6 protein-coding genes are annotated in these 9,423 nt (G+C 68.7%); 2 read left to right on the plus strand and 4 right to left on the minus strand.

The genetic code is table 11. The annotated features are described in order from the left end of the window. Nucleotides 1–73: 73 nt before the first annotated feature. The 4 genes from P3L51_RS21905 to P3L51_RS21920 form a co-directional block, all read right to left on the minus strand. Nucleotides 74–2,851 (minus strand): glycosyl hydrolase family 95 catalytic domain-containing protein, encoded by a 2,778-nt coding sequence (locus P3L51_RS21905; protein ID WP_354606976.1) that lies wholly within the window; start codon nt 2,849–2,851, stop codon nt 74–76. Then, nucleotides 2,848–5,382, minus strand: coding sequence for a PQQ-dependent sugar dehydrogenase (locus P3L51_RS21910; RefSeq protein WP_354606977.1), 2,535 nt, complete (start codon nt 5,380–5,382; stop codon nt 2,848–2,850). Before P3L51_RS21910 ends, P3L51_RS21905 begins: the two co-directional genes overlap by 4 nt. A 164-nt stretch (nt 5,383–5,546) precedes the next feature. Next, nucleotides 5,547–7,316 (minus strand): ThuA domain-containing protein, encoded by a 1,770-nt coding sequence (locus tag P3L51_RS21915; RefSeq protein WP_435594499.1) that lies wholly within the window; start codon nt 7,314–7,316, stop codon nt 5,547–5,549. Nucleotides 7,317–7,588: 272 nt separating this feature from the next. After that, nucleotides 7,589–8,401: a hypothetical protein gene (locus P3L51_RS21920; protein WP_354606978.1), complete on the minus strand. Its 813-nt coding sequence runs from the start codon at nt 8,399–8,401 to the stop codon at nt 7,589–7,591. Nucleotides 8,402–8,451: 50 nt separating this feature from the next. Between P3L51_RS21920 and P3L51_RS21925 the strand changes: the two genes are divergently transcribed. Then, nucleotides 8,452–8,991 (plus strand): CoA transferase, encoded by a 540-nt coding sequence (locus P3L51_RS21925; RefSeq protein ID WP_354606979.1) that lies wholly within the window; start codon nt 8,452–8,454, stop codon nt 8,989–8,991. Nucleotides 8,992–9,076: 85 nt separating this feature from the next. Then, a partial coding sequence (locus P3L51_RS21930) for a GNAT family N-acetyltransferase (RefSeq protein WP_354606980.1) occupies nt 9,077–9,423 on the plus strand: 347 nt, incomplete at its 3' end.

Consider the following 9,423-nt stretch of genomic DNA (forward strand, 5'->3'; position numbering starts at 1 on the left):
GTAACGCTCATCCGTCATGGGTGTGGCCCCGCGCGGCGTCCCTCCGCGCGGGGCCACAGTCATGGGCGGCCCGTCAGGGGGTGATACGCAGCGCGTCCACCATCCCGACCGCCGTACCGCGGTTCACGATCCTGATCGTGTGCGAACCGCGTGTGAGCCCCTGTTTCTGCCACACGACTTGCTGGACCTGTCTCGCGCCGTCGGCCCTCAGATTGACCGTCGCCTGGAAGACGTTGTCCAGATAGACGTCGACCGTCCCCATGTCGCCGTTGCGTTCGGACAGATACTGGATCCCGGTGCCGGTGAACGTGTACGACGCGACCGCGTCCACCGTGTTGCTGTGGTGACTGTCGTCGTTGAAGTCGCCGTAGCCGCGGCTGGTGGTGAGGTGCCAGTTGTTGTCGTACGTCAGCGCGGTGTTGTTCACCATCGGGTCGGAGGTCGCGTTCGACCCCAGTGTGGAGCTGGTGCCGGCCAGGGACTTCATGCCCTGGTTCGCGGTGCCGGTGAGCTGGGTCTGGGTGTAGGAGCTGAGCGGCTTGGCGGTCCGCTCGACGACGTACACCTGGTTCGAACCGGTGTTGAAGGTGATCTCGGCGCTGCTGGAGGTCGTGATGACGGCGTTGTCGGAGGTTCTGCGGACCCTGACCTCCTGGGTCCCCCAGGGATTGACGACCCGGGCGGCGTTGCCGAACTGGCTTTTCAGCCCGACGTACTTGACCTCTCCGGCCTCCCGCTCCGAACTGACCATGAATCCGCCCTTGGCCAGCAGGCTGAATTTCCCGACGAAGGTGGAATCGGTGGGGACGGCGGGAAAGACGCGGATCTTGTCGTTGTACGACTGGAGCAGCGACTCGTTCGTCGCGGCCAGGTGCACGCCGAGATATTCGAAGACGCCGTTGGTGTTGCTCGTCATGCCGTTCGGATAGTTCTGGTATTTCTGCAGCATGGTCTTCAGACCCTGGAGCGTCTGATTTCCGAGCCCGAGCCTGGCGGCCTGGATCGCGTCGTTGGCCCATACGTTTCCGTACGGGAACGGCCTGACGTTCCAGGTGTTGATCGCCTTCTGCTGGTCGGGATAGCCGATGCCGGTGAGGTCGTACGGCCAGATGAGTTCGGCCGCGACATTCTCGTTGTTGCGTGTCTGCGCGATCGGGGGCGTGTGCGGCAGATAGGTGTTCGCGTTCGTGTCGGACGGATACGCGATCAGGTTGTCCAGGATGTTCTGCCACTGCGGACGCAGGGAGGCGTCCAGGCCCAGTTGGTTGCTCGCCTTGATGGCGAGCGGGAACAGGGTGCGTACGGCGGCCAGGTCCGTGATCGCGTTCGGCACGTTCCAGTACGTCTCGTGCGAGTGCGACGACGCCACGTGGTACTTACCGGTCGAGCTGTTGAACGACAGCTTCGCCTGGTAGAACTTGGCGACCTCGCGCATGAACGGATAGGCCGTGTTCCGCAGGTAGTCGGTGTCGTTCGTGTACGTGTACTGGAGGTACATGTTGTACGCGGCCTCGGTGCCGGTCGACCAGATGTTGTTGGTGTAGTCGCTGTTGACCGTGCCGCGCGCGTTGCCGTCCCAGCCCATCGTCTCCGGCACCCAGATGCCGTCCACGTTGTACCGGGTGCGGGTGTATGCCTTCAGCGCGTCGAAATTGCGGCTGTAGAGCTTGTTGAACCCGGCCATGAGATCGGTGTGGTTGGAGGCCAGGAACGAGTTGTAGAGGTCCCGTTGATTCCAGTACCAGTACGCGTTGCTCCATTTCGTGGCGTCCCCGGTGGCCCGGAAGACGCCGTTGATGAAGTGGGCGGGATAGTTTCCGTATCCGGCCGCCGCGATCATGTAGGTGGAGAGGTAGTAGACGTTCTCCATGTAGTCCGCTTCGCGGGACCCGTTGGAGTACTGGACGAACGACTTCTGCCAGAACGCGTGCCACCAGTTGAGATAGGCGGTGTTGGTGTTCGTGTATCCGGTGGTCTTGACGGCCGCGAGCGCGCGCTTCGCCTCGGTGACGGAGTTGTTGCCCGGCGCGTTGAGCCGGCTGCTCGCGGTGAACCAGATGGTGTAGCTGGAGTCCGGTGTGATCGACAGCCGCACCTTGCGGCCGTCGACGACGCGCGCGGTGTACGCGGCGCCCTCCACGGTCGCGCCGAGGGTGTAGCCGAAGTTCTGCGGGTCCGACTGGCCGCGGCTGAGTCCGGCGCCGGTGGAGTCCGCGTACGTCGACACGGTCCGCCAGGTCTCGATGTTCGGCACGTCACCGCTGTTGCCGAGCCCGGCGACGTCCCACAGGCTCAGGTCCAGCGTGATCGCGGACACCCCGGAGCGGGTGTCCTCCACATGGATGCCCATGACCTCGGAGTTGGGCTGGCCCATCACCGTGACGGTGCGGTTGTTGTCGTACGTGGTGGTGAGGGTGCCGTCGTAGAGGGAGAGGCGCTGCTGGAAGGTGGAGTAGCCGCTGTCCATCGCCGGGGTGGTGGACAGGTTGAGCAGTCCGGCGCCGAAGGCGGTCTGCTGCGAGGTGTCCACACCGGACACCTGCATGTTGAGGCCGTTGTTCTGCCAGGCCATCGCGCCCGTACGGCCGTTGCCGACCGTGAGGCCGTGCTTGGGCTCCGTGGTGGGGCGGTTGTAGACGATGTCGTGCTTGGACAGGTACTTCGCGTAGTCCACGTTCAGCGCGCCGGTGGCGGAGTTGAAGGCGGCGTCGGTGGGTGCGGCCACGGCCGGCGTGGCGCCCGACAGGCCGCTCACCGTGCAGACGAGGACGAGGAGCGCGCCGAGGAGGCGTGCCGCTCGTGATCGCGTACCCGTCGTCGCGGGTCTTCTGGCTGATCTCGCGGTGGTCACTGTGCATCACTCCCACGGCCGGTCACGGTGGCGGGACGGCTGATGCCGGGCCCGGTGAAGGTGTAGCTGTCGAGGTCGAGAATGGCGCCGGAGCCGCCGGTGAAGACCACGAAGAGATCGCGCGGCTGCTCCACGGCGCCCGTGACGGGCACGCTGATCTCGGAGTACGTCTCCCAGCCGCCGGTGTTGGGCACGGTCACCCGCGCCACCACCGGGCCGGTGACGGAGTCGTACCGGAAGGTCGCGACGTTCCCCGCCTTGTCGGAGGAGACCCGCGCCCTGAGGCCGGTGACGCCCTTGAGGCTCACCGGGTGGTACTTGACCCATTCGTTGTTCTGCACGTCGCCCAGGCGTTTGCCGCCCTCGGCTCCGGCGGCCGTGATGATCTGGGGTCCCGACAGTTGCGCGTAGTGCTCGGCCTGCCACTTCTTGGGCCACAGGCTGAGTTCCCTCTCGCCCGTCAGCGGTACGGTGCCGGCCGCGCCCTTGTCGGTGTAACTGGCCCGCACCACGTAGAACTGCGTGGCGTCGAGGCCGGAGTGGATCGGTCCGGTGTTGAAGGTCGTGGAGCATCCGGTGCCCTGGGCGACCTCGTGCGCGTGCTCCTGGTGGCCGAGGGCGATCCGTACGATCACCTTCGAGCAGTCGATCGGGCCGTCCTGGGGGTCGGTCGCCGACGCCGTGACGGTGACGTTCTCGTTCCACTCGAACACGCTGCCCGCCGGTGGCTGCGAGATCGTCAGCGTGGGGCGGTCGTTGCCGACGACGACGGGGACGGTCGCGGTGCCGGTGCGTCCGGTGCCGTCGCTGACCGTGAGTCTCGCCTGGAAGCTGCCGTTGGACGGATAGGTGAAGGAGGGGTTGGCGGCGGTGGAGTCGGTGCTGCCGTTGTCGGTGAAGTCCCACGCGTAGCTGAGCGGGTTGCCGTCCGGGTCGCTGCTGCCGGCGCTGGAGAACGTCACGGCCAGCGGCGCGAGTCCGTTGTCCTTGTTCACCGACGCCTTGGCCAGCGGCGACCGGCCGCCCTGCACATAGTTGATCTTGTAGAGTCCGGCGTCCTCGGCGCCCGAGAAGTAGCCGCTGCCGTATTCGAGGAGGTACAGCGAGCCGTCCGGGCCGAACTCCATGTCGATCGGGTGGACGAGCTTCATGCCGTCCAGGACCGGCTCGATCGCGGTGGGCGTACCGGTGGCGGCGTTGCCGTTGCTGAACTGCACTTCCTTGATCCAGTTGCGGCAGTACTCGGAGATCAGCAGCTTGTTGTCGTAGTACTGCGGCCACTTGACGTCGGAGTTGAGATTCGCGTCGTAGTGGTAGACCTCGGTGTGGTTGGGCGAACCGCAGCCGCCCGGGTTGTCGAGCTGCGGCCACTCCTTGCTGCCGCCGTGCTGCTCCCACACCAACGACGGCTTGGTGGGCGGCAGTTGCTGGATGCCGGTGTTGCGGGGGGAGTTGTTGACCGGACCGGTGCCACCGCCGCAGGGGAACCAGCCGCGCGGCTGGTTGGCCGCGAAGTCCCAGTCGTTGTAGGCCACGTTGTTGCCGCCGCAGTACGGCCAGCCGTAGTTGCCGGGGCCGGTGGCGCGGTTGAACTCGTCGTACGCCGCCGGGCCGCGCGCGGGGATGGTGGCTCCGGCGTCGGGGCCGACCTCGCCCCAGTACAGGGTGTTGTTCGCCTTTCTGTCGACCCAGACGCGGTACGGGTTGCGCACGCCCATCACGTAGACCTCGGAGCGGGTGCCCGCGGTGCCCTTGGCGAAGAGGTTGCCGTCCGGGACGGTGTACGTCCCGTTGTCCTCCGGGTGGATACGGTTGATCTTGCCGCGCAGATCGTTCGCGTTGCCCGAGGTGCGCTGGGCGTCGAACTGCGCGTGCCGGGAGGGGCGTTCGTCGATCGGGGCCATGCCCTGCGCGTCGCCGCCGGAGTTGGTGTTGTCGCCCACCGCGAAGTAGAGGTTGCCCGCCGTGTCCCAGGACATGGAACCGGCCGAGTGGCAGCACATCTCACGCTCGGTCGGCCACTCGATGATCATGTCCTCGCTGGACGGGGCGATCGTGTTGGCGCTCTGGCTGAAGGTGAAGCGGGATATCCGGTTCACCAGCGGGGTGCTCTTGGGCGAGTAGAAGAGCATCACCCAGCCGGTCGTGGCGAACTTCGGGTGCAGGGTGATGCCGATCAGCCCGTCCTCGAAACGGGCGTCCAGCGGGAGGGTCAGCGCGACCGTCGTGGACTTGGTGGCCGGGTTGTAGAGGCGGACCTGGCCACCGGCGGCGCTGGTGCCGCGGTTGATGTAGAGGACCTTGCCGTCGGGCAGTACGGCGAGCTCGATCGGCTCCCCCATGCCCAGACCGCCGTCGAGCTTGACCTTCTCGAAGCCGCTGGTGGGCGGCGGTGCGGCGGCTTTCTTCGGGGTCGGCTGGGCCGCGGGTCTCCGGCCGGCCTCCGGGTCGGCCGCCACGGCACCGGGCGCGAGCAGCAGGGCGGACAGGGTTAACAGGGCGGTCAGGTAGGCGACAGCGCGCGACAACACGGAACCTCCAGGGGCCGATCGCGGGTGTGGGGGCGCCCCGAAGGCCCGGTGCGCGACAGGCTGTCGCGCACCAGGTCGTCCGGGCGGTCGATCGAGGGGTGGGAGCGGTGACTTACTGCGTGTTACTGACTGCGTGTTACTGACTGCTGGTTACCGACTGCTGGTTACTGACTGGTGCCGAACACGTTCAGGTCCCAGAGGGAGTAGCCGTACTGCGTGGCGCGCGCGGTGCCCTGGACCCGTACGTACCGTCCGGTGCCGCTCACGGCGATCTCGTCGAGACCCCCGTTGCCCGCCGTGACGGTGCTGACGGTGCGCCAGTTGGTGTTGTCCGTCGACGTCTGGACCGTGTACGCCGTGGCGTGGGCGGTCTCCCAGTTGAGCCGGACCTGCTGGAGCGTGCGGACGCCGCCGAGGTCGACGGTGATCGACTGCGGGTCGGAGTACGCGCTGCCCCAGCGGGTGGCGGGGTCGCCGTCGACCGCGTTGGCGCCCACGTGCGTGCTGCCCGGCTCGACGCTGGTGACCGTGACGGGCCTGCCCCGAGCGAGATCGGTGGACTGCGCGCCGTCCTGCTTGATGCGGACATCGCGGTAGTTGATGTCCAGGCCGGCGCCGTCGTTCTGGAGCCCGATGTGGCCGAGGGCGATGTCACGGGTGCTGGTGTAGTCGTTGATCTTCACACCGTTGAGGTGGATCTCGACGTGCCGGCCGTGCACCGCGATCTCGTAACTGTTCCAGGTCCCGGGCGGGTTGAGCGCGGCGGTGCGGGCCGCCGTGTCGGGGGCCTTGAAGCTGTAGACGCTCCCGGTGGTACGGGTCGGGTCGCCGTCGGAGGCGTCGATCTGGATCTCGTGGCCGAGGTCGACCGGCTTCCACGGGTCGCCCTGCGGATCGGGGAAGCCGATGAAGACGCCGCCGTTGTCGTCGCCCGGCATCATCCAGTCGGCCTTGAGCGAGTAGTTGGCGAACGGCGTCACCGGATACCAGAGCAGGCCCATGCCGCCGACCGAGGAGAGTGTGCCGTCGGCGAGGCTGAAACTTCCGGCACCGGCCTGCCGCCACCTGTCGAGGCTGGCCCTGCTGCCGTCGAACAGCGGCGTGTAGCCGGTCTCCGGGCGGCAGTCGGCGGCCCGGGCGCGCGCCGCCGTCCGGATGCCGCCGAGGAGCATGGTGGTGAAGGCCGGGTCCGCGTACGACTCCTCGGTGTGGCCGAGGCCGGTGTACCAGGAGCGGCCGCCCCGGTAGTCCTGGCACCAGGTGATCGGATGATCGCCCATGGTGCCGCCGGTGTACGACGACTCGTCCAGGCTCGCGAGCACCTTCACCGCCGAGCGCGGATTGGCGCGGTAGTTGTACCACTCGTCGGTGCGGGTCCAGCGCTGCGGCAGATGCGAGGTGGAGGCGGACGCGCGGTCCTCGACCTTGACGGTGGCCTGCTGGGTGGCGGGGTGGGAGGCGAAGTACGCCCCGACCAGGCCGCCGTACCAGGGCCAGTCGTACTCGGTGTCGGACGCGGCGTGCACGCCGACGTAACCGCCGCCGCTCGCGACGTAGGACTCGAAGGCGGTCTGCTGCGTGGCGTTCAGTACGTCGCCGGTGGTGGAGAGCCAGATCACCGCCTGGTACTGCGCCAGGTTGGCGGTCGTGAACGCGCCGGCGTCCTCCGTGGCGGTGACGGTGAACCCGTTGGCGGCGCCGAGCCGCTGGACGGCGGCGATGCCCGCCGGGATCGACGAGTGCCGGAACCCGGCGGTCTTGGAGAAGACCAGGACCTTGGTCAGGGGCGCGGCGGCGGCCCGGTTGGTGGCCGGGGCTGCGGCCCGGGCGGCGGACTGGGCGGGGACCGCCTGGGCGGGTGGAGCCTGCGGTACGGCGACGAGCGACATGGCCGCCAGGACGAGCGCGATCAGGGCGCGGGACACAAGACGCACGATCCGGTCCTCTCTCGGGGCGCCCGGAGGCGCTGGCTGAGCGAAGCGGTGATTTACGACGAGGCGGCGGCATCGTCAGGCGTAGTGAACATCGGAGGTATAGGGGGGTCAAGGGTCGGCGCTGAACTATCCGAAGATTAGTTTTCCTCCATGACAAAATGTCCCCCTTGCCCTCTCCCCTGGCCCCTACAGCCCTCAACAGGGGTGCGGGCAACGCGAATCGGCCACCGCGATTGATCGGATCTTCAAGCGGGACGGGAGGTGCGCGCCGTTCAGCTGAGGTCGAGGACGGGACGGACGCCGAACTCGTCGCTCAAGTCCTCGCCCTCGGGGCCGTTGAGGAATTCGGCCATGCCGGGATTGCGGTTGGCGGTCGCCAGGGGCAGCCATGCCAGAAAGGCGCCGTAGCCACCGCAGACCGCCTCGCCACCGTCTCCGCCGTAGACCGACCCCGGATCGGACGTCGCTTCCGCCTCGTAGACGTCACGGGCCATGCGCAGACCGAAGGCGTTCGGCCGGTGCCGAAGACCGGCCGAATCGTCCTGGCCGCCGTACGGGGAGAGGTCCAGCGGGCAGGCGGAGCCCCAGCGGAACAACGTCTCCGCGCCCGCCCCGCAGGCGTGTTCCCACTCGTCGGGACCGGGCAGCCGCAGGCCCGGCCCCGTCAGGAACTCCGCGCCGGACTCGGCGTCCTCGGCAAGCTCCAGCGGCTCCACCGCCATCAGCACGGTGGGCACCGTGGCCGTACGCCTCGGGCTGAGACACCGCGCGAGATGGCCGACGAGGTCGTCGTCGAAGCCGAATCCGCCGGCCAGGCTCTCCGTCCGGTACGAGTCGAGCTGCTCCGGCAGGGGCCGCCAGGCGTCCAGGTCGAATCCCACCGTCACCTCGCCGCCGGGTATCAGGGCGAACCGCTGTCCCCCGCGCTCGATCACCGCGCGGTGCAGCACACCGCCGAGGTGCGGCGCGCCGTCGAACTCGACCAGCCGGCCGTCCACCCGCCGCGCCGCTTCTCGCGCGTGGTGCCGCGCGGCGTCCCGGTCCAGGGCGCGCCAGCGGTCGAAAGTCAGGTCGGTGAGAGACATGATGGAAATTCTGGCATCCGCCACTGACAGGACCGGAAGGAGCGTCGTCCGTGGCACAGCACATCGACGCGGCGACCGCGCACGCCTGGAGCGCCCTCGGGGGCGCCCCGGAATCGGCGGGGCTGGTGACGTACGTACCCGCGCCGGGCGTGCTGCCGTCACGGCTGCCCGTACGGCAGTTGGCGCGGGCGAGCGTGGGGGTCTGCTCCCTGGCCGCCGCCGAGCTGGTGGCGCGGCGGTCCGGGCGGCGGATGCCCGGGGTACTGCCCGCGCAGGCACTCGACCACAGCACCGGCTATCTCCTCGCCGCGGCGATCCTGCGCGCGCTCACCGAGCGTCAGCGCGACGGGGCGGGCCGGCATCTGCGGCTCTCACTCGCGGGCACCGCGTCGTGGCTGACGCACGACATCCGGCCGGAGCCCACCAGTGAGGGTGCGGAGCCGAACGACCCCGGGCCGTGGATGGCCGGCACACCCTCGCCGTACGGCCAACTGCGGTATGTCCGGTCGCCGGTCGAGTACGAGGGCGGGCCCGGTGATTGGGCCGGTCCGCCGTCGATGTGGGGCACCGACGCGGCACGGTGGCTCTGACCCGGGTCCGACCGGTGCGCGACCGATTGTCAGTGGTCGATGTCACTATGAGTCACATGGAGAACGTGGAGTGGGCGGCGCCGGGGTGAGCCGCGTCGAGGCGGAAGTCATCGGTACGGAGCGGCTGGTGCTGGTGCCGCAACGGGTGGAGCACGCGCGGGAGATGGCGGAGGTGCTGTCCGACCCCGCGTTGCACACCTTCATCGGCGGCGAGCCGGCGACCGCCGACGCGTTGCGCTCACGCTATGCGCGCATGGCCGCCGGGCCCGCCGATCCGGCCGTCTCCTGGTGCAACTGGGTGATCCGGCTCCGGGAGGGCGAAGAGGGCGTGGGGCAGGGGCGGTTGGTGGGGACGGTGCAGGCGACGATCGGTCCGGCAGGGCCGGACGGTCCCTGGCTCGTCGCGGAGATCGCCTGGGTGGTGGGGGCCGC

Origin of the sequence: Streptomyces panacea (genome assembly GCF_040560175.1) — a bacterium.
Classification (GTDB): Bacteria; Actinomycetota; Actinomycetes; order Streptomycetales; family Streptomycetaceae; genus Streptomyces; species Streptomyces panacea.